The sequence below is a fragment of the Pseudoalteromonas sp. P1-9 genome (assembly GCF_001399975.1).
In the GTDB taxonomy this organism is placed as follows: domain Bacteria; phylum Pseudomonadota; class Gammaproteobacteria; order Enterobacterales; family Alteromonadaceae; genus Pseudoalteromonas.
This window is the reverse complement of sequence record NZ_LKBD01000019.1, coordinates 64241-83857: the sequence shown is the minus strand read 5'-3', so window position 1 is coordinate 83857 and position 19617 is coordinate 64241. Positions and strand designations below refer to the sequence as shown.

Genomic DNA, 19617 nt, shown 5'->3' with positions numbered 1-19617 from the left:
CGAACCCCTGTTACCGCCGTGAAAGGGCGGTGTCCTAGGCCTCTAGACGAAGGGGACAACATGGTGTTGTCACTAGGACTGGTTATTTATACTCAAACCATAAGAGTTATTGGTGGAGCTATGCGGGATCGAACCGCAGACCTCCTCGCTGCCAGCGAGGCGCTCTCCCAGCTGAGCTATAGCCCCAAACTGCACCTTCAAAAGATAACTCGTGTATCGCTGAAGACGGGGCGCATTTTATGGAGCTAGCAAAACAAAGTCAACATTTTTTTAAGCATAGTGCATTGTTCGCACCATTTTTAATCAAGATGCGTACTTGTTCACCAGAAATATGATTTTTCGACCTGTTTCAACAGCCTAGCTATCAATATTTATACATATAATTGAAGCTAGTGTAGTCGCATCAAAGTCGATTTAACGGCAATATCCTGATAAAACCAAAATTTCCCTTGTTTTTCTACACCTGCCAATATCGCGCCTGCATCTATCGATATTGTCTCAAACTTTGCTGTATCTGGGTCTATCCGAATTACGGTGTAGCCTTCTGCTCTTTTAATACTTGCAAACAAATCTTCACCATCACTAAAAAGATCGTCCACCGTATTATCAGTAGTCGTTAAAAGTGTATTGACTCGCCCATCTTTATTTCGCTGTTTAATGGTGTTGTTATTTTCAACAAAGTAAATATTGCCATTATCATCACCCGTAACACAACTCGCTTGCTCATTAGACAACAGAGTAGGCTCAAATGTATCTAATGAAAGTGCACTAGGGTACGTTTTTCCATTAATCAACTGGTGAACCAATAGTGTGTTTTGTTGAGGTAAAAATTGCCTAATAAACACTGAATGCGAAAGCGAGTGTATTTGTTTTACCGAGCTACCATTATTAATAACTAATTGCTTGCCTAACGAGTAGATAAACGTTCCGTTATCAGATAACCAGGTAAAACCGTTTAAATGCTGACCTTTATTAAGCTCGGCTAGAACCGCCAACTCATTATTGCGAGATCGATACAGCGCCTGCTCACCAGAGAAGTCTGATGAAAAAAGTATATCCCCACTGCTATTTGATATTGGCATTAAATTCGCACCAGCCAAATCAATTCTTTTAAAAGTAGTAGAGTTTTCGTTAACTGATTTAAGCGCAAGCACTACATTTAAATGTGTGTGCTCAATTAAAATTGCGTCACCGTGTTTATCAAACTGCGCTTGGGTAATCGTTTTGTTCGTTGCATATGGCAATACTTCAGTTTTGCCACGTTCAACATCCAAACGCATAAGTTGGGTATTCTTGGCTAACAATAGTTGTAAGCCGCTTCGATGCCAATCAAGTGATGTGTAGTTACCCACATCTTGAAAAATACGGTCTTTCTTTTTCGTTTTAACATTTATAATTGAAACCGCTTTGCGCATTTGCCCTTCATCGGTCAATACGGCAACCTTTTCTAGATCTTGCGAGATTGAAAAACCAATCACACCTTTCGCATTTTCGAGTACCGAAAATATGTGCAACTTAGCAGCTTTATCATCAAATACGGTTATTTGATTCAAATGAGCAATATAAATGCGCTGCCCAGCACTTTTAGGCGCCACATTTATTAAATGCTCAACACTAAATAGTTGATTGACTTGACCCAAATGATTTAACACAAAAACATCGGTGCCTTGATGATTGTTGCGCGTCGTAAATGCAGGTTGGCCATTAAACCAAAATGTATGGGTTATTTTTTGCGGCGTATTAAGAATTTCACTTTCATTCACGCCACTTTTTAACCATAACGCTGATCCTAAGTCACTCTTTTTAACAAATAGCATTTCATTGGCACTTCTATTTTGTGAAAACGCAAACGCATTCTGTTGTTTGTGTGTCAGTGGTGCTAATGATGTGAATTGCGGTAGCTCTGAATGTTGTCTTTTATATAGATGAGTGACAATACCTAAAACAAAAAAAACTAAAACAACAATTGCCAAAATGAATGGTTTTACACGGGGTTTATTGATTTTCGCAGTATCTTCTTTTAAACAGTAGCCTTTTTTAGGATAAGTAATTAAATAGTTCGCTGTTGCGGCTTGTTCATTAAGGGCTTTGCGAATAAGTGCAATGGCTCTTTGTATTAAGCTAGCGTTAAAAACTCGCCCCGACCACACCTGGTTAAAAATATCCTCGCTGCTTATTACCTTGCCTTGATTATGATAAAGCAAATCAAGTACAGCCATTACTTTAGGTTCGAGTTCACATATTCCACTTGTTGTAACAACCTCACAGCGAGAAAAATCAAACTGAAAGGTATAATAACTGTATTGCTTAGAATCGTACATAATACGGTGCTGCCCAGCCCTAAGTAAAACTTAAGCTATTCTAATGGCCTGAATCCTTGTGTTTTTTTGTTCAACTGACAAAGTTGTTCGACTTTAACACACAAGGACAACCTAATGAAAACTGCGCTTTATTTTTTTCATTTGCTTTTAAGCATGAGCACTTTTGCAGAAGTGAATAACGTATCGTTCACCTCAAAAGCCCTAAATACACAGGTTACTTTTAAGGTAAGTGTTCCCACATCATATGGCACACGCCCGAACCAGTCCTACCCAGTAATTTACGTATTGCATGGGCAATGGGATTTTACGCTTGTTCATTCGATCAGCGATACATTAAAAAATGAAATACCCGAGTTTATAATTGTGCAAGTCATTGGCAAAGGTGCGCAATTGCAACTAAATAACACTAACATTAATGAAAAAGCACACTTGTTTAAGCAACACTTCACCCATGAGCTAATTCCCTATATAAAGAACAATTACCGCACCGCGAATTATTCAATATTAATCGGCCATTCAAATGCGGGACGCTTTGCGATGGAACAGTTTTTAACAAAAAGCCCACTATTTAATGACTACTTTGTCTTCAGTCCTTCACTTGACGATGGCTATATTGTTTCACTTGCTCAGTCCGTTAAAGAGTTACAAGCACACCTGTTTTTAAGCATTGCAAATGAAGGCGAACATATGCAACAACCATTTAATTCGTTGGTTACTATGTTAGAAAAACATCCATCTTTGTCGCTTTCCAGCGAGAAATACCCTCAATATAGCCACCAATCGAGTAAGGTAATCGCCCTAGTAAACGCATTTCAAACACGCTTTTCACACTGGCAAGCCAGTTATGAAACAAAAACTGCTGGATTAGCGCCGTTACTCGCACACTATAGTGCGCTACAAAAGGAGTTCGGTTTTCAAGTATTACCCAGCAAAGATGACCTTATTCGCTTACTCGCCTATTTCGCAGTAAATAATAATGGCCAAGAAGTCACCAAAATCTATGATTATTTAATTGCTCATTACTCAAGTGCAGCAGAATCAATAACAGAAATCGCGCAATATCTTGAAAAAGAAGGCTACCAAAGCGCAGCTAAACTAATAAATTCATCGCGGTCGCAGTAAAAACTCACTTTTTTGTCGAGTGCCAATAGAATTTCACGCGTTAGGCGTACAAAAAACAGACCAAAAACGTCATTTAAGCGCTAGCACTTGCTCTAAAAGCACTCAAGGCGTTTGACATTTATCCAAGTTGTTCATTTTAAGGCCACTTAACACATTTTTGTGAAAACAAGTATTGACTATAGTTGAACTAAATCTATAATAGCGCCCCACAACAACGCAGCAATGTGTTGTGATTCTAAAGCGGGTCGTTAGCTCAGTTGGGAGAGCATCGCCCTTACAAGGCGAGGGTCACTGGTTCAAGTCCAGTACGACCCACCACTTTAGAAATGACTATTTGGGGTCGTTAGCTCAGTTGGGAGAGCATCGCCCTTACAAGGCGAGGGTCACTGGTTCAAGTCCAGTACGACCCACCATTTAGTCACAGTTTTGCATGGGTCGTTAGCTCAGTTGGGAGAGCATCGCCCTTACAAGGCGAGGGTCACTGGTTCAAGTCCAGTACGACCCACCATTGCAAAACACTATAATTTAGCGGGTCGTTAGCTCAGTTGGGAGAGCATCGCCCTTACAAGGCGAGGGTCACTGGTTCAAGTCCAGTACGACCCACCACTAAATTAAAAATCTATAATGGGTCGTTAGCTCAGTTGGGAGAGCATCGCCCTTACAAGGCGAGGGTCACTGGTTCAAGTCCAGTACGACCCACCATTATAGAATATCAATATGGGTCGTTAGCTCAGTTGGGAGAGCATCGCCCTTACAAGGCGAGGGTCACTGGTTCAAGTCCAGTACGACCCACCATATTGAACCTACCTCTTATTAAAAAATCCTTTAAAATCAAAACTAATTCACTATTTCAACGTTAATTTATTGCTACTATTGCCACTGTTTTATATAGTTTAACTATGACCGCGCAGATAGAAATGCGATGAAAAATAAACGTTTATACGAATCCAGTATCTTACTCATAGATGATCAACCATTGGCATTAAGCTATATGAAACAATCGCTCGAAAGCTTAGGCTTCAGTGATATTTCAATTGCTGAAAATGCAAAAATGGCGTTGGGTCTTTGCCAAGAGCATACCTTTAATTTGGTTTTATGCTCATTTAACCTTGGTAAACTCAAAGACGGCTACCAACTATATGAAGAACTAAAAACCAAGCGTTTAATTAAAAACATTTGTGGCTTCATTTTTATTAGTGCAGAAACCGACACTAGCTTAGTACACAGTGTTATTGAGCTTCAACCAGATGATTTTTTAGCAAAGCCTTTTTCATTGAAAGTATTTGGTGAGCGCATTGTTAAGCTATTAAAGCGCAAACAAGCACTGGCGCAAATTTACGATTTTATTGATGTTGGCAATGACTCAAAAGCACTACGCTACGTTAATGAAATGCTGGCAGACAGCAGCAAAAACCACCTATCCCCTATTTTATTAAAACTCCGAGGTGAACTATTACTGCGTTTAAAACGCACCGCAGAAGCCATCGACTTCTTTAAATCTGTGCTGAATATTCAAAAATTTACGTGGGCACGTGTTGGTTTAGTTGAAGCCTACATTCAAAACAGTGAATTTACCCAAGCTAAAAATATCTTAGAGGTTATGCTAACCAAACCTGAAACCCGCTTAGTGGGGTATCATTTACTGGGTAAGTTAGAGCTGTTTTTAGAAAACTATCAACAAGCGCAACATTATTTGTCGCTGGCCTCTAAGCTAGCGCCGCGCAATATTGAACGCCAAGAAGATCTGATTATTTTAAGCAAATTCAATCACGATCATGAAAAGCATTTCCGCGTTAATAAAGAGCTTGTGAAATACGCTAAGCACTCAATGCACGATAAGCCGGACATATACCTTAATTTGGCCCGCGCAGGTATTGACTATGCCCTCACGCTCGACCAAGCCGATATCGTAAATCGCCTCACCCGACAAAGTAACGAGTGTTTATCTGAATTACGCAAACAGTTCCCCGACAGCAAAGCACAAGAACAGATTGATGTGATCAATGCGCGTATACACTATTTAAAAGATGAACGCTCAAAAGCCATTGCGCTCGTTGAGCAACTTGAAGACCAGCCTATCATCCGCTCAGTAGATGATACTCTCGATAAAGCCAAAGCGTTTCATGAGTTAGGCATGCACCACAAAGCGAATCAATTGTTTGCCAAGTTAACCGAGCATTGTGGCAAATACCAAAGCGATAACGCAGCTCTGAACGCCTATCTAAAACAAGAGCAACAAGAACGTGATGAAATTCGCCATTCACCAAAAGAATTAAACAATAATGCGGTGCATAGCTACGAAAAAGGCAAATACGAAGAAGCGCTTAATTACTTTACTCAAGCGTTTCGCATTATGCCAAAAAACGCCAACATCGCATTAAACTTGCTACAGGTGATGTTAGATACGAAACACCCAGGCAGCCAAAGTCTTAATAAAGCTATGATTTCTCGCTGTATGGACACTATAAATAACGCCAAACTCGACGCAGAGCAACAGGCTAGACTCGATAAATTAAAACCGATGATAAACAGCGTTATTTAACTACACTTCGCACTTCTAATTTATATTTAAGTTTCACATTATTGACAAACTCAGCATCAACCTCTACATTTGTAGATATTAAGACTACAAATGTAGAGATTTAAAATGAAATTATCTGAGTCAGAGTCACAAGTTCTCCAAGTTTTTTGGCAACATGGTGAAAATTCAGCACCTCAAGTTCATAAAGTAATAGAGAAAATAAAGCCCGTTTCTTATTCGACAGTCAAGACACTCATTGATCGTTTAGAACAAAAAGGAGCGTTAAGGCGCACGAGCAAAGAAGGACGTACTGTTTTCTACACAGCGGTTGCAGAACCAAAAGTAACAAAAAAACCAATTGTGAAATCACTTATCGACCGCATTTTTGGTGGCAAGCCATCAGAGTTAGCAGCGCACATCGTTGAGCAAGAAACATTAAATAAGCAAGAAATTGAATATTTGGAAAGTATTTTAGCCAAACGCAAAAAGGAACTTAATGATGATTAATTATATATTGATTAATCTGCTGTTCTCTATTTCAGCTCTGCTAATACATCGCTATTGTAATTTATCAGCAAGAGTCGCCGTACCGCTTTTGTTTGCTGCGTTAATTTCATGGTGCATACCTTATGATCTGTTAGTTAACTGGATGAGTAATTTAAATGCCAACAACACATTCATCATACTGAGTACGCAAACCAGCAACGCAATTTCAAATGCCAATAGCTATATATACGATCACAGCTTATCTCTACTTGACTACTATCAGCTTTTGTTAGTTATTGGTGCGCTAACAGCAGCCTATAAAGCACTAAAGTTTATTCTATGGAGTAATTCTATACGTGCACTGTGCGTAAAAGATGAAGTACTTTCTGAAGATTTTGGACACCCTATTTATCGCACTGAACAACAAAACCCAGGTTTATTAGTAGGCTTTTTAAAACCTATCATATTGATTGAAAGAGGTTTAAAGGAACGGGACTTACTTGAATTAACAATAAATCATGAATTAACTCATATTGCATATCGTGATCATATTCATGTATTCACTAGTGGCTTAATTTCTTATTTCTTTTTCTGGAACCCATTCGTTAGAAAACTAGTTCAACAAACAAAACTCGCTATCGAACAACGCTGCGATGAAAAAACAGCATTGAACTTTGAAGCTAATGAATATTTATTAGGCTTGGCACAACTTATTAAGCACTACCAAAAGCCAGAATCATTTGCTTTTAATGCCACTTTAGTTAATTCAAAACACCAAGGGATCACTCGATTAATCTACTTAAAGGAGAAGAAAATGTTAACCAAACTACAAAAATCAATTATTGGCCTAATGGCGCTCGTCACCAGCATACTCACATCAACACTAGTACTCGCTCAAGTTGGAAAAGCTGAAAGCGTTCAACAGCCAAGGCAAGGCGTTGCTTTAAAAATTAAAACAACTTATCAAGCTGAAGAAGACAGTATTTATACGCAGTCAACAGACGTTCTATCAGATTTTGATAAACCCGTTTCACTTGTGGTGAATGATGAATTAAATACGAACTTTAAATATACAATTAAAGATTTAAAACAAACTGCATTGATTGATATTTCAATGTCTATAAATGGAGAAGTAGTTGCAACGCCGAAACTTGAAGTTTTATTTGGAAACACCGCTGAGGTGAGAATAGATAATCTAATATCTCTTGAGGTGACACCATCAAGAGCCATGATAAATAACCCGCCAGTTACTCAACTTGATCTTTCAGTGCCATTATAAACACCCTATTAGTGTAAATATCATATAAGAAATAGTAGCAGATTAGATGCTACTATTTCCCCTCTTCCTTCGTCTCTGGCTCAGGCCACTCATTAAAATAAACGCTTAAATAACGACTTTTAAGTAAATAAAGTCCTGCCCAACTGAGTAACACCAGTTGCACTGCTAAACCGATTGAGAAGCTGTAATACTGGCTTTTTGCTTGTAGTAGTGACCAGGTTAAATCCATCACCACATTAGCAAGCAATAACAAGCGTGCGTAGCGCCAAATATATTTGGGCCACTGCATGGCATTGGGGCGCCTAAACAAATAGCAAAACGTGACTATGATGCTAAGCCCAGCGATAGCAAGTGCAACAAAAAATTGTTGTTTTTGCGGGTAGAAAATTGCCATTAGGTTTAAATCTTCACGTCGTGATGCTGCTGCAAAGAGCCATAAAATATACGGCCTTAAAAGGAGCACTAACACTAGCACAAAGCCGATTGGTGCTCTAAAGTAACCGTTTTTGTCCCAATATTCTGGGCCAAAGCGTGTCATACTTGATTTTTCCTATCAGCTAACACACCTAGCACTACAAACAACAGCAATACGGTTAACGGTAAATAACTGCGATCAATTTGTTTAATCATGCTTACCAAATAAGGGCTAACAAATACAATTAAACTACCGATACCAACACCCGTTACTAAAATGAATACGAACGTACGCGCAACAAAGTTTTGCTGACCGATTAATCGTTTTACCGCTTTATTTAAACTCGCGCCATACACCGACGTTAAACAAATAAGCGCTATCAATACTATTTGACTCAAATACGGTGCAAGCCAAGTCGCAACTTGGCTATTGAATGAACTAAGCATATTCACGAATTCAGACATGGATTACTCGTACTTTGCAAATAACGCTAACATATCGTCTTCAGTTAAGATTTCAATGCCTAAATCTTGTGCTTTAGTGAGCTTAGAACCTGCTTTTTCACCAGCGACTAAAGCGTGTGTTTTAGCGGAGACACTGCCCGACACTTTTGCACCGAGTGCTTGAAGTTTAGCTTTTGCTTCACTGCGCCCCATTTGATTAAGTGTGCCTGTTAGCACATAAGTTAAACCATCCAACGGCGTTTCATCTTGTGACTTTCCTTCGATATCTGGCCAGTGCAAGCCAGCAGCGATTAATGCGTCAATTACCTCTTGGTTATGTTCTTCTTTAAAGAAATAATAAACGTGCTTAGCAACAATCTCACCTACATCTGAAACGTCCTGCAAGCCCTCTATTGAGGCGTTTTGTAATGCATCAAGGGTTTTGTAATGATTCGCCAAATTTTGCGCTGTCGCCTCACCCACTTCGCGAATACCGAGTGAATATAAAAACTTAGCAAGTGTAGTTTGTTTGGCTTTTTCAAGTGCCGCAACTAAATTCTCGGCCGACTTTGGCCCCATACGCTCAAGCGACTCAATATGGCCTTGGCTTAAACTAAATAAGTCAGCTGGTGTTTGGATCAGCTTGCGATCAACTAACTGCTCCACTACTTTATCTCCTAAGCCATCCACATCGAGCGCTTTACGTGAAGCAAAATGCTTAATCGCTTCTTTACGCTGCGCTTCACATACCAAGCCACCGCTACAACGCGCGACAGCTTCACCATCAATACGTTCAACATGCGATTCACACACAGGGCACGCTACCGGAAATACAATTTCTTTGCTATTTTCTGGACGGCGCTCAAGCACGACACTTGCAACTTGCGGGATCACATCACCTGCGCGGCGAATAATCACAGTATCACCAATGTGTACGCCTAGGCGTTCAATTTCATCGGCATTATGTAAGGTGGCGTTAGATACTGTTACACCGCCAACATAAACAGGCTCCAAGCGTGCAACTGGCGTAATTGCGCCGGTGCGGCCTACTTGAAATTCAACATCTAATAAAGTGGTTAATTCTTCCTGCGCTGGAAACTTACAAGCTATTGCCCAACGCGGCGCGCGGGCGACAAAACCTAAAGTTTGCTGAATCGCTTTATCGTTAACTTTGATGACTACGCCGTCAATTTCATAGCCTAGCGCGGCACGACGAGCGAGAATATCTGAATAATAGGCAAAGGCGTCTTTGGCATTGTCTGCAGTGCGAATCTCAGGGCATACTGGTAAGCCCCACTCTTTTAGCTGCATTAATTGCTCATAATGGGTTGCTGCCAGCTCAAACCCTTCAACTACGCCTGTGCTATAGGCATAAAGCATCAGTGGGCGAGATGCGGTAATTTTAGGGTCTAATTGACGTAAACTACCTGCAGCCGCATTACGCGGGTTAGCAAAGGTTTTATCCCCTTTTTGTTGTTGCGTTTGGTTAAGTTTGGCAAACCCTTTATCGTCAATAAACACTTCTCCGCGTACTTCTAAACGCGCTGGAATTGACTCACCACGCAAACGTAACGGCACGTTGCGAATAGTTTTCACATTTTCGGTAATGTTCTCGCCAACTTGACCATCACCACGTGTTGCAGCACGCACTAATACACCGTTTTCATACAAGATAGACACGGCTAAACCGTCGAGCTTTGGCTCACAACAAAACGCTAAATCACTAGCATCTTTTAGTCTGTCTTTCATACGTTTATCAAATACGTAAAACTCACTTTCATCAAACGCATTATCAAGCGACAACATCGGTACTTCATGGTTTACTTTTTCAAATGCAGCAAGCGCCATACCGCCGACTTTCTGACTTGGCGAATCTGCTGATTTAAGCGCTGGATTTGCCTCTTCTAACGCAATCAGCTCACGCATTAAACGGTCATACTCAGCGTCCGGTACCGTCGGATTATCTAGCACATAGTATTGATAATTGTAATTTTCAATTTGTGCTTTAAGTTGGTTTATTTGTTCAGCCGCGCTCACGGAGACTTCCTCTATATTCGTTAAAAAAGCCACCGCAAGGGTGGCTTTTGTTTAAATCTGGTTGTGACGTTACAGTTCGTCAAATTCTCTGATTTTTTCAACATATTGCCTAACAGTGGCAACATCCAGCTCTTCGCGGTTATGGTCGAGAATTGTCGCGCTAAACTCATCGGCAATTTTCTTAGCCGCGCTGTGAAGCATATTAAACGACGGTAAACTGTCACCTGCACAAGGCAGTGTCATAAACAAGCTTACGCCTTCAGTTTGAAGCTGTTCCATATTATCAATATCGAACGTGCCTGGGTTAAACATATTTGCTAAACGAAATAGCACTGGGCCCTGGCCTGATGCATCTTCATGACGATTAAAGAAGCCGTCCTCTGAATACTTAAAACCTAATGTAAGTAATAACGGCAGTAGCGAAGAGCCTTGCATCGGCAAGCCTTCTTCCGTTTGAATATGAATGATGATGTAGTCTTGAACCGCTGTTTTGCCTTCAGGCGCCTGTTCTGGCTCGTCACTGACTTGTGTGCTTGGCTCATCGTCATCAATGCTAATCGATAAATCGCCTAATTCTGGTTCATCGTTCACATTTAGCTTTGCGCTCATTTGTGGTTCAACCACAGATGCTTTTTCGCTTTCGGGTGCTGCTTCTTTTTTATCTGGAGCGGCACTTGGTTCTTGAACAAGTGTGCGGCTGTCATTTTTACGGATTGACCAAAGGCCATGAAGCAGTACGCCGCCAATTACTAACGCACCACCAATAATTAACACCCACCTTAGTTCGTCACTCATTCAAGTACCCTTAAATTTATATTTTTTTCCGATTTACAAAATTATTAAGCAAGCGGCACTTAATTTCAACCGCTTATCTTATGCAAAGTGCACAGATAAGACTAGTTGCTGATAATTTATACCAAAAGCTAAGCGGATTCTGACATTTCTAGTGCTTTTTCAATATCCACCGCAACCACACGTGAAACACCTGGCTCAGCCATGGTGACACCGGTTAAGCGCGCGGCCATTTCCATGGCGATTTTATTGTGACTAATATACACAAATTGCACGTCTTGTGACATTTCTTCCACTAAACGACAAAAACGCCCAACGTTGGCATCATCGAGCGGCGCATCTACCTCATCTAACATACAAAATGGTGCGGGGTTTAGTTGGAAAATTGAAAAAACTAGGGATAACGCCGTCAATGCTTTTTCGCCGCCACTGAGTAAATGAATCGTCGCATTTTTCTTACCCGGAGGACGTGCCATGATTGCCACCCCCGTTTCAAGTAAATCGTCTGATGTCAGCTCTAAATACGCTGAACCACCGCCAAATACTTTTGGAAATAAGTTCTGCAAGCCATTGTTCACTTGATCAAATGTGGCTTTAAAGCGCTGTTTGGTTTCTCGGTCTATTTTAACGATTGCCGTTTCTAGTGTATCAAGCGCGCTGATTAGATCATCGTATTGTTGGTCAAGGTAATTTTTACGCTCAAATGCTTTATCAAACTCTTCTATCGCCGCTAGGTTAATTGCACCTAATCCAGCAATATCGCTCGAGACTTTGCTCAATTGGCTTTGTAAACTATTAAGTTTGGCATCTTCAGGAAGCGCAGCAATCACGTCTATTAACTGTGTGTTTAATTCTGCAAGTGGTGACAGTGCCGCTTCCGATTTCAACTGAAAACCTTGTTGTTCAAGTATAATATTTTGTCTTTGTTGTTTCAGGTTATCGAGCTTTTGCTGCTCAGTACCTATGCCCGACTCGGCTTGCTTTAATTTCTCTTTCGCATCATCTAGATTGTGCTGCTTTTGCGATTTTTGCTCGATAAGCGTCTCAAGCATAAGGTGCTGTTCTGCAATCGCCTCGTCAAGTTCAACCAGCGGCAGTTGAATATCTTCAAGTGTAAACTTTGCTTCTTCGAGTTGCTCATTAAGCTCACTAAAGCGTGATGAAAACTGGCCTAATTTTGATTCACATAAGGCTACTTGGTTTTTTACACTCTCTAAATTTAATTGTTGCTTATGGTGCTGATTTTTCTCATTTTCATAGGCATTTTGAAGCTGCCTAGTAACCAGTTTGGCATTATGATAATCCGCTTCTAAGGATTCTTGCTGCTGTTTTAAATCACTGAGGCGTGTTTCGGCTTTAGTTAATTGCAGCGTTAGCGGCGCCTGTTCGTTACTTGCAGCGTCAAGTTTAGCTGCCAGTGCCGCTAGCTCATTTTGTGTTTCATCACATTGCAACGCAATAGCGGCTAAACGTTCGCTAGCAAAATTATGTTCTGCTTGTTTTTGTGTGAGCGATTGCATCAATGATGAAAACGCGTGTTGCTTTTGTGTTGCAACAACACGCAACTCATCAACCTCTTTTTGCTCTGCAGTAAGCGCTTTTTGCGCACTTTCGAGTTCACTTTGTGCAGCGGGTATCTCTTTTTCTATGTCTTTTAATAACTGGTGTTTTACGATGTGTGAACTTTCACTATCAAACTTACAGGGAATACACCAGTTAGCGCCGCGTAAATCGCCGCGCTGATCCACTGCAAATAAAAATGGCCCTGACCAAAAATCATCTTCTAACGTATCGATATTTTCAACAGCAGCAATCGCATTAAAGTATTGTGGGATAGGCCCGTTGGTGATTTTCTCAGCCAGTGATCCATTTGCGCAATGGCTTGTTTGCGGCCAAATACTGGGTGTTTTGCATTCGTTATCGAACTGCAAGCTAACATGCGCATGGCTTAAACTAAACAAACTTGCTTCAACTGCCACTTGCCAAGATTTATCGACACTAAGCTTAGAGACAAGCGTCGGCAAGCCTGACTGGCTCTGTGTGTTTTCGCCTACAACCGTTAAAAGCGCCGCTTGTTTTGCTGCTAAATCATTACAGGTTTGCTCGCTTTGTCTCGCTGCAGTATGTTTTTGAGCAAGCACATCTTGCGCTTGTTGTAACTGAATATTTGCGCTTTCACATTCAGCTTCGGCTTGTTGTACGAGGGTTTTTGCTTGTGTTAAATCAATAGCTTCCAGTTGCTGATCAAGTGTTTCACGCTCTGATTTCAGTTGGCTTTGGCGCTGCTGGCAAGCGCTTTTTTGCTCTGACAGTTGCGCGTATTTAACATTTAATGCAGACAGTGCTTTTTGCTGCTCAGTTTGCTCTTTTATAATCGTTTGGTTTTCCAGCAAGGATGCTTGATAAGCGCTATAACTGGTTTCTTGCTGTACTTTTTGTTCTTCGTATTTGTGTAAGCTGATTTCTAACTGTTCTGCGGTACTTTCAAGTGCTTCGTTTGAAAACGCAACTTGTTCGCTAATGTCATCAAACTGTTGCTTTGTTTGCTGCTGCTCTTGCTGGATTTGCTGATACTGTGTTTGTAACTGCGCGATGCGTTGGCTTAGCTGAGTTTTTTGGCTTTGCTTATGCACTTTGTCTTGTTCGTCACGTGCCAACTTATTGCGCAGCTGATATTCTTGATGCTGCGCATCATTAACCATGTCGTTTGCTTGTTCGATTGCTAATTTTAATGCCGAGATAACATCATCATGACCGCTGTGCGCTTCGCTAAGAAATGCGATTTGCTCATTAATTTGCGCCAGCTTGTCTTCGCTTTCGAGTAGTTTTTGTTGCAGCGCTTGCCATTTAAGCACGTATATTTGCGCTTTTAGGGTACGCTCTTTGGCTTTAGCCGTGGTGTAAGTACGCGCTTTTTCCGCTTGTTCTGTTAGTACATTGAGTTGATTTTCGAGTTCGGTGCGTAAATCAAGCAAACGCTCTAGGTTATCACGTGTACTGTTTAAGCGCGTTTGTGTTTCTCGTCGTCTTTCTTTGTATTTTGAAACGCCAGCCGCTTCTTCTAAAAAGATGCGTAGATCCTGTGGCTTACTTTCAATTAAGCGCGAGATCATGCCCTGCTCGATAATCGCATAGCTGCGCGGACCAAGTCCGGTACCCAAGAAAATATCCGTGATATCGCGTTTACGGCATTTTTCACCATTTAAATAGTATTGTGATACGCCTTCACGGGTAACCAAGCGTTTAATGGCTATTTGGTTACGTGACGCAAGCGTGCCGGGTAAACGTCCTTCAGTATTATCAAATAATAATTCAACAGACGCTTGTGAAACTGGTTTACGCTCTGTTGAGCCATTAAAAATGACGTCTGTCATGGCATCACCGCGCAGGTTTTTAGCCGAGCTTTCGCCTAATACCCATCGCACAGCATCGATGACGTTTGATTTGCCACAACCATTTGGACCAACGACACAGGTCATTTGATCAGGAAATGGAATTTTACTTGGCTCTACAAACGATTTGAAACCCGCGAGCTTAATTGAGGCTAGACGCATTTTATTCTTATTTGATTGTCTAAATAGTAAGAAAATTAGAGTCCAACTTTATCAGATTTACCCTAATTGAAACAACTTGTAACGCTTAACAACAAAATCTGGTTTAAAGGCAGTATACGGCTTATTATAATCGCTAAGGTGAGTTATTGTTTTATTGGAGTTTTCCATGCAGTTAGGAAAAGGGTTTGAATACTTTTTATCGGGCTTTAGTTTAATCAGCCAAAAAGGGTTAAAACGCTTTGTGCTGATCCCATTACTGATTAACTTGGTGCTATTTGGTAGCTCATTGTTTTTTATTATTGGCTGGATAGAGCAAGGGGTTAACTACGTCAATGGCTACCTGCCAGACTTTTTGTCTTGGTTAGAGTTTATAATATGGCCTATCGCACTGTTGCTGGTGTTGTTTATCTACTCCATGGTATTTACGGTTATCACTAACTTTATCGCCGCACCATTTAACGGCTTATTGAGTGAAAAGGTCGAGCTGTATTTAACAGGGCAACGCGTTAACGACGATGGTTTAGCTGATTTACTTAAAGACGTACCACGTATGCTTGGCCGTGAATTGGCAAAACTGATGTACTACTTACCAAAAGCCTTGTTGTTTTTAATTTTACTGTTGTTTATTCCGGTGTTTGGTCAAGTGATGTGGTTTTTGTTTAGCGCCTGGATGTTTGCCGTGCAATACATTGATTACCCGTTTGATAATCACAAAATACCGTTTGCTGAAGCACGCCAGCACTTAAAGCAAAAACAAGGCTTAAGTTACGGTTTTGGCAGTGCAGTATTGATTTTTAGTATGGTGCCAATCGTTAACTTAATTGTAATGCCGGTAGCCGTATGTGGTGCAACACGTTTATTTGTTGAAAACTATCGCATCAATTACCGCGCGTAGCATATAGCGCTCAGTAAAAAAGGCTGCAATTGCAGCCTTTTTTGATTTAAGTACCCGTAGCGATTAACTATAAACGTTTTGCGGTACTTTTAAGATTTGAATATGTACGGTGATTTCTTCACGGTCATGGTAGAGCTGCTTTGCTTGCAGTTCATACTTGATGTTGTACTTAGTCAGCTCTTCATGAATTAAGTTTAAACACTGATAAACCGCGTCAAAACGTTTTTTCATTGGCAGCTTTAAGTTAAAGATTTGCTCTTTTACAAAGCCGTTTACCGCCCAATCAATCATTAAGTTAGCGACCTTAATTGGTTTTTCAACCATATCGCATACTAGCCAATCAATATTGCGTTTATCTGGACGGAATTTAAAGCCATCTTCACGCTTATGTTTAACTTGGCCTGTTTCCATTAATGACTCTGCCATAGGGCCATTATCAATTGCTTGTACCATCATGCCACGGCGTACTAATTGATACGTCCAACCGCCTGGGCAAGCACCTAAATCAACACCACGCATACCCGGTTGCAAACGTGACTCATGCTCATCTTTTGGCACAAATACGTGAAACGCTTCATCAAGTTTAAGCGTTGAGCGGCTTGGCGCATCTTTTGGCATACGCAGACGTGGAATACCCATATAAAACGGTGAATTGTTATAGCTGTAAGAAAAACCAACGTATGCAGCGCTATTTGATAAAAACATTACGTGTAAAACAGGACGGTTTTTCACTTCATTAGCAAGTAAGGTTTCTTGCGCCACTAACGATTTACGTAGTGGAACGGATAGTTTTTTACAAAACTTTTGCAGCTCTTTTCCATCGTTGGTGTCTGGTGTTTCTACCCGTAACTCACCACACAGTGGAAACTCGCTAACCGCCTCGCTAATAGCTGAAACGCGGTCTTCTATCGGCATTTTATCAACCAGTTGACCAACAAACCACTGACGCGCGAATACCATTTCTTTAAATGGCAGCTTACGCACAACTACTTCGGCTTCTAACGGGTCGTAGCAGTTAAAGGTGATATAACCGCTGTTATCTTTTGCTTTTACAAATCCACCAATTTCACGCAGTGCTGCATGGTGGCTTATTTCGGCGGCACAATCGTTTTCAAAACCCGGACGACAATAAATTACAATCGCAGACATTTCTCTCACTTATTTAACTTGAGCTGGTTTATGCTTAATAACCGAAACGGTAAACAGTAACCAACTCACAATAAAACACACGCCACCAAGTGGCGTTATTGGGCCAAAAATCTTTATACCCGTTGTTGCCAACAAGTATAGACTGCCACTAAAAAACACAATGCCTACAATGGCAAAAATACTGGCCCACTTTAATTTGTACCCGCTGTTTCCCAGCAATCCAAACAAGATTAACGCTAAACCGTGAATAAACTGATAATCAACACCGGTTTGAAACACCGCTATCATTGCTGGGCTGATTATTGATTTTAATCCATGTGCTGCAAACGCACCTAACATCACGGCGAGGGCACAAAAAATGCCACCTGCTGCTAAGCTAAACCTGTTCATAGTTGTTTTGCGATAAACTGAGATGCAATTTCGGCTGCTGTTTGCCAATTTTGCAGTTGGGTTAAACCACTCGCTTTTCGTGGTACTAATGAATGATCCCCATCAGGGATCCAAAAAGTGTGCACATTATCGCATACTGGATAACTTTCTACCTCATCTTTTTTACCAAAAGTATCACGCTCACCTTGAATTATTGCAAGTGGCGCTTTGAGATCAGGAAAATGTTCGATTCGAAGCTTCTCTGGCTTGCCCGGTGGATGAAATGGGTAACCAAAAGCAACAACGCCCTTGACGCTTTGTTCACACGCCAACATTGATGCCATTCGTCCGCCCATTGACTTACCGCCAATAAATAAAGGTAAGTTAGCATCAACCTCTGCAAGTATGCTTTCAAAATAGGCTAATAGTTTTGGCGCACGTTGCGGCGGGCGTTTTTTGCCCTCTAATTTGGCTTGCTGCATATACTCAAAATCAAATAAGCCAACTGTGACGCCTAATTTCGCTAAATTGTTGGCCATGGTGACCATAAAATCTGAATCCATGCCTGCACCAGCACCGTGCGCCAAAATCAATTGCGCAATGGGTTTATCTGCATTTACCCAATTAATCATTAAAACCTGCCTCAATCTGTTCTTTTTCTACCATGCTGAGCATCCACTCTTTAAATGCCACGATTTTACCTAATTCAGACTGCGATTCTCTCAGCACTAAATAAAAGGCATTTTTACTTTCTAAGTGATGGCTAAATGGCACTATTAATCGCCCAGAATCGATTTCTGGCTTGGCTAAAACACTGTTTACCAGAGCTATACCTTGCCCGTGTACCGCGGCTTGCAATACCATTGAAGAGTGACTAAAAATAGGCCCCTGATTTACCCGCGAATTAGCAACGCCCAACGTTTTGAACCAACTTTTCCAAGGTTTACGTGTCATATCATGAAGCAATGTATGGTGTTGTAAGTCGTTTGGCTCTGCCAGCGGCTTGGGCCCGTTTAACAATAATGGGCTGCATAATGGCACTAAGTATTCAGTATGAAGTTTGTGACTTTGTACGCCACTCCAATGACCGCGACCATAATAAATCGCCACATCAACATCATCAGTTAACGAGTTTTCGTCTAAATCTTGCGCTTTAATACGAATATCAATCTCCGGATGCAACTCGTTAAACGCTTGCAACCGTGGTACCAACCATTGAATCGCAAAACTCGGGGTTAAACTTACTGCAACCGACCCTTTTGCGCCGCGCGCCAATAGTTTTTCTGTTGCATCAACCAATTGAGTGAATATTTCTTTAATATCGAGAAAATATGCCTGCCCTTCTTCTGTTAGTAACAGTGAGCGATTTCGCCTTAAAAATAATTTTAAGCCTAGGTGTTCTTCTAAGGTTTTAATTTGATGACTTACAGCGGCTTGCGTAACAAAAAGCTCGTCTGCTGCTTTGGTAAAGCTTAAATTACGGGCGGCTGCTTCAAACGCTTTGAGTGAGTTTAGCGGGGGCAATCTTCTCGACATGACAACCTGATGACGTATTCATTAGTTTTTTTTATCTGAATGCATTATAAATCATCGTTTTTAAAAGGCAAACAACTTGGTTATTATTTGCTCCGAGAGGAAAAACTGCCAACCAAATTATAGTTTTCCCCCTCAATCATTTAAGTAGCATTTTAGAACTTAGATATTTATGCAACCCAGATGCATAAATTGAGTTTGTTTAATTTAAGCAAACTTAGTGATTTTTAGCAGCATAAAATAAGCGTTACACTGCGAATAACTTGCTGCTGAAACTCAAACAATTAAAACGTGCATTATTCACGTTTAATCTGCCCAATAAAAAAGACGCATAATGCGTCTTTTTTAATGCCTTGCATGTAAAGGTGTTAATCTTCTTCGATGTTTTCTACACCCTTGGTGCCTTTATGAGCTTTTAATCTGTGGTGAATTGCAGTTTTAATCAGCATATAGCCGCTGATTGGTGCAGTAATCAATAAAAAGATCGATATCAAAATTTCTTTCGCGCTTGGCTCATTAACGATTGCACTAAAATAAACAATAGAAGCAATCAGCACACCCGCCATGCCTAACGTAGTTGCCTTAGTTGGACCATGTAAACGCATAAAGAAGTCCGGCATACGGTTCATACCAATTGAACCGATTAGAATAAACACGCCGCCTAATAGCAACAGTAGTGAAACAATAATCTCTGCCATAAT

General features: G+C 40.8%; 16 protein-coding genes and 7 tRNA genes. 11 read left to right on the top strand and 12 right to left on the bottom strand.

Features of this window, described 5'->3' with window-relative positions:
* Nucleotides 1–110: 110 nt before the first annotated feature.
* Nucleotides 111–186, bottom strand: a tRNA-Ala gene (locus AN214_RS12910).
* Nucleotides 187–389: 203 nt separating this feature from the next.
* Entirely contained in the window at nt 390–2321 is a 1932-nt protein-coding gene (locus tag AN214_RS12905) for a winged helix-turn-helix domain-containing protein (RefSeq protein WP_054980090.1), read from the bottom strand.
* A gap of 114 nt (nt 2322–2435) precedes the next feature.
* Between AN214_RS12905 and AN214_RS12900 the strand changes: the two genes are divergently transcribed.
* The 10 genes from AN214_RS12900 to AN214_RS12855 all read left to right on the top strand — a co-directional run bounded on the left by AN214_RS12900 (nt 2436) and on the right by AN214_RS12855 (nt 7729).
* Complete coding sequence (locus AN214_RS12900; RefSeq protein ID WP_054980089.1) at nt 2436–3443, top strand: alpha/beta hydrolase; 1008 nt, start codon at nt 2436–2438, stop codon at nt 3441–3443.
* A gap of 242 nt (nt 3444–3685) precedes the next feature.
* Nucleotides 3686–3761: transfer RNA gene (locus AN214_RS12895), tRNA-Val, on the top strand.
* A gap of 19 nt (nt 3762–3780) precedes the next feature.
* Nucleotides 3781–3856, top strand: a tRNA-Val gene (locus AN214_RS12890).
* Nucleotides 3857–3875: 19 nt separating this feature from the next.
* Nucleotides 3876–3951 (top strand) — tRNA-Val (locus AN214_RS12885).
* 22 nt (nt 3952–3973) lie between these two features.
* Nucleotides 3974–4049: transfer RNA gene (locus AN214_RS12880), tRNA-Val, on the top strand.
* Between the two features lie 20 nt (nt 4050–4069).
* Nucleotides 4070–4145 (top strand) — tRNA-Val (locus tag AN214_RS12875).
* Between the two features lie 17 nt (nt 4146–4162).
* Nucleotides 4163–4238 (top strand) — tRNA-Val (locus AN214_RS12870).
* Nucleotides 4239–4365: 127 nt separating this feature from the next.
* Nucleotides 4366–5985 carry a response regulator gene (locus AN214_RS12865; protein WP_054980088.1) on the top strand — a complete coding sequence of 540 codons (1620 nt, stop codon included), beginning with the start codon at nt 4366–4368 and terminating at the stop codon, nt 5983–5985.
* A gap of 105 nt (nt 5986–6090) precedes the next feature.
* The gene (locus tag AN214_RS12860; protein ID WP_054980087.1) at nt 6091–6471 is read left to right on the top strand and encodes a BlaI/MecI/CopY family transcriptional regulator; all 381 of its coding nucleotides are present in this window, start codon (nt 6091–6093) and stop codon (nt 6469–6471) included.
* Nucleotides 6461–7729 carry a M56 family metallopeptidase gene (locus AN214_RS12855; RefSeq protein ID WP_082428569.1) on the top strand — a complete coding sequence of 423 codons (1269 nt, stop codon included), beginning with the start codon at nt 6461–6463 and terminating at the stop codon, nt 7727–7729. The genes AN214_RS12860 and AN214_RS12855 overlap by 11 nt, the downstream gene beginning before the upstream one ends.
* A 52-nt stretch (nt 7730–7781) precedes the next feature.
* Here the strand turns inward: AN214_RS12855 and AN214_RS12850 are convergent, their stop codons facing one another.
* The 5 genes from AN214_RS12850 to AN214_RS12830 all read right to left on the bottom strand — a co-directional run bounded on the left by AN214_RS12850 (nt 7782) and on the right by AN214_RS12830 (nt 14970).
* Nucleotides 7782–8267 (bottom strand): DUF2919 domain-containing protein, encoded by a 486-nt coding sequence (locus AN214_RS12850; protein WP_054980085.1) that lies wholly within the window; start codon nt 8265–8267, stop codon nt 7782–7784.
* Nucleotides 8264–8608: a DUF3392 family protein gene (locus AN214_RS12845; RefSeq protein ID WP_054980084.1), complete on the bottom strand. Its 345-nt coding sequence runs from the start codon at nt 8606–8608 to the stop codon at nt 8264–8266. Before AN214_RS12845 ends, AN214_RS12850 begins: the two co-directional genes overlap by 4 nt.
* A gap of 3 nt (nt 8609–8611) precedes the next feature.
* Nucleotides 8612–10624, bottom strand: a complete 2013-nt coding sequence (ligA, locus tag AN214_RS12840) for an NAD-dependent DNA ligase LigA (protein WP_152960765.1) — start codon at nt 10622–10624, stop codon at nt 8612–8614.
* A gap of 69 nt (nt 10625–10693) precedes the next feature.
* Nucleotides 10694–11419, bottom strand: a complete 726-nt coding sequence (gene zipA, locus AN214_RS12835; RefSeq protein ID WP_054980083.1) for a cell division protein ZipA — start codon at nt 11417–11419, stop codon at nt 10694–10696.
* Nucleotides 11420–11547: 128 nt separating this feature from the next.
* The gene (locus AN214_RS12830; protein WP_054980082.1) at nt 11548–14970 is read right to left on the bottom strand and encodes an AAA family ATPase; all 3423 of its coding nucleotides are present in this window, start codon (nt 14968–14970) and stop codon (nt 11548–11550) included.
* 166 nt (nt 14971–15136) lie between these two features.
* Here AN214_RS12830 and cysZ point away from each other — a divergent pair, with 166 nt between their 5' ends.
* Complete coding sequence (gene cysZ / locus AN214_RS12825; RefSeq protein WP_054980081.1) at nt 15137–15865, top strand: sulfate transporter CysZ; 729 nt, start codon at nt 15137–15139, stop codon at nt 15863–15865.
* A gap of 63 nt (nt 15866–15928) precedes the next feature.
* Here cysZ and rlmM read toward each other — a convergent pair whose 3' ends face one another.
* The 5 genes from rlmM to AN214_RS12800 form a co-directional block, all read right to left on the bottom strand.
* The gene (gene rlmM / locus AN214_RS12820; protein WP_054980080.1) at nt 15929–17014 is read right to left on the bottom strand and encodes a 23S rRNA (cytidine(2498)-2'-O)-methyltransferase RlmM; all 1086 of its coding nucleotides are present in this window, start codon (nt 17012–17014) and stop codon (nt 15929–15931) included.
* A gap of 9 nt (nt 17015–17023) precedes the next feature.
* Complete coding sequence (locus AN214_RS12815; RefSeq protein ID WP_054980079.1) at nt 17024–17404, bottom strand: DUF423 domain-containing protein; 381 nt, start codon at nt 17402–17404, stop codon at nt 17024–17026.
* Nucleotides 17401–18015, bottom strand: a complete 615-nt coding sequence (locus tag AN214_RS12810) for an alpha/beta family hydrolase (protein WP_054980078.1) — start codon at nt 18013–18015, stop codon at nt 17401–17403. Before AN214_RS12810 ends, AN214_RS12815 begins: the two co-directional genes overlap by 4 nt.
* Nucleotides 18008–18919 (bottom strand): transcriptional regulator GcvA, encoded by a 912-nt coding sequence (locus AN214_RS12805; RefSeq protein ID WP_010559801.1) that lies wholly within the window; start codon nt 18917–18919, stop codon nt 18008–18010. The genes AN214_RS12810 and AN214_RS12805 overlap by 8 nt, the downstream gene beginning before the upstream one ends.
* Nucleotides 18920–19284: 365 nt before the next feature.
* Nucleotides 19285–19617 carry a Na+/H+ antiporter subunit G gene (locus AN214_RS12800; RefSeq protein ID WP_082428568.1) on the bottom strand — a complete coding sequence of 111 codons (333 nt, stop codon included), beginning with the start codon at nt 19615–19617 and terminating at the stop codon, nt 19285–19287.

Excerpts from the sequence above, each read along its gene's own strand:
- AN214_RS12830 (WP_054980082.1), bottom strand. The coding sequence starts at position 14,970 with ATGCGTCTAGCCTCAATTAAGCTCGCGGGTTTCAAATCGTTTGTAGAG.
- AN214_RS12900 (WP_054980089.1), top strand. The coding sequence starts at position 2,436 with ATGAAAACTGCGCTTTATTTTTTTCATTTGCTTTTAAGCATGAGCACT.
- cysZ (WP_054980081.1), top strand. The coding sequence starts at position 15,137 with ATGCAGTTAGGAAAAGGGTTTGAATACTTTTTATCGGGCTTTAGTTTA.
- AN214_RS12815 (WP_054980079.1), bottom strand. The coding sequence starts at position 17,404 with ATGAACAGGTTTAGCTTAGCAGCAGGTGGCATTTTTTGTGCCCTCGCC.
- AN214_RS12845 (WP_054980084.1), bottom strand. The coding sequence starts at position 8,608 with ATGTCTGAATTCGTGAATATGCTTAGTTCATTCAATAGCCAAGTTGCG.
- rlmM (WP_054980080.1), bottom strand. The coding sequence starts at position 17,014 with ATGTCTGCGATTGTAATTTATTGTCGTCCGGGTTTTGAAAACGATTGT.
- zipA (WP_054980083.1), bottom strand. The coding sequence starts at position 11,419 with ATGAGTGACGAACTAAGGTGGGTGTTAATTATTGGTGGTGCGTTAGTA.
- AN214_RS12855 (WP_082428569.1), top strand. The coding sequence starts at position 6,461 with ATGATGATTAATTATATATTGATTAATCTGCTGTTCTCTATTTCAGCT.
- AN214_RS12805 (WP_010559801.1), bottom strand. The coding sequence starts at position 18,919 with ATGTCGAGAAGATTGCCCCCGCTAAACTCACTCAAAGCGTTTGAAGCA.
- AN214_RS12860 (WP_054980087.1), top strand. The coding sequence starts at position 6,091 with ATGAAATTATCTGAGTCAGAGTCACAAGTTCTCCAAGTTTTTTGGCAA.
- AN214_RS12850 (WP_054980085.1), bottom strand. The coding sequence starts at position 8,267 with ATGACACGCTTTGGCCCAGAATATTGGGACAAAAACGGTTACTTTAGA.
- AN214_RS12865 (WP_054980088.1), top strand. The coding sequence starts at position 4,366 with ATGAAAAATAAACGTTTATACGAATCCAGTATCTTACTCATAGATGAT.
- AN214_RS12810 (WP_054980078.1), bottom strand. The coding sequence starts at position 18,015 with ATGATTAATTGGGTAAATGCAGATAAACCCATTGCGCAATTGATTTTG.
- AN214_RS12905 (WP_054980090.1), bottom strand. The coding sequence starts at position 2,321 with ATGTACGATTCTAAGCAATACAGTTATTATACCTTTCAGTTTGATTTT.